Source organism: Streptomyces sp. MMG1533 (assembly GCF_001279775.1).
Classification (GTDB): domain Bacteria; phylum Actinomycetota; class Actinomycetes; order Streptomycetales; family Streptomycetaceae; genus Streptomyces.
This window is the reverse complement of sequence record NZ_LGDG01000182.1, coordinates 1-280: the sequence shown is the minus strand read 5'-3', so window position 1 is coordinate 280 and position 280 is coordinate 1. Positions and strand designations below refer to the sequence as shown.

At 59.3% G+C, this 280-nt stretch carries 1 rRNA gene; it reads left to right on the top strand.

The features are described 5' to 3' along the window. Window positions 1–280 (top strand): 23S ribosomal RNA (locus ADK57_RS18790); the annotation flags it as partial.

Genomic DNA, 280 nt, shown 5'->3' with positions numbered 1-280 from the left:
GATCTGCCCAGGGTAAGTCGGGACCTAAGGCGAGGCCGACAGGCGTAGTCGATGGATAACCGGTTGATATTCCGGTACCCGCTGTGAAGCGTCAAACATCGAGCATCGTGATGCTAAGGCCGTGAAGCCGTTCCGGACCCTTCGGGGAAAGGAAAGTGGTGGAGCCGCCGAACCAAGCGGTTAGTAGGTGAGTGATGGGGTGACGCAGGAAGGTAGTCCATCCCGGGCGGTGGTTGTCCCGGGGTAAGGGTGTAGCCCGTGTGATAGGTAAATCCGTCGC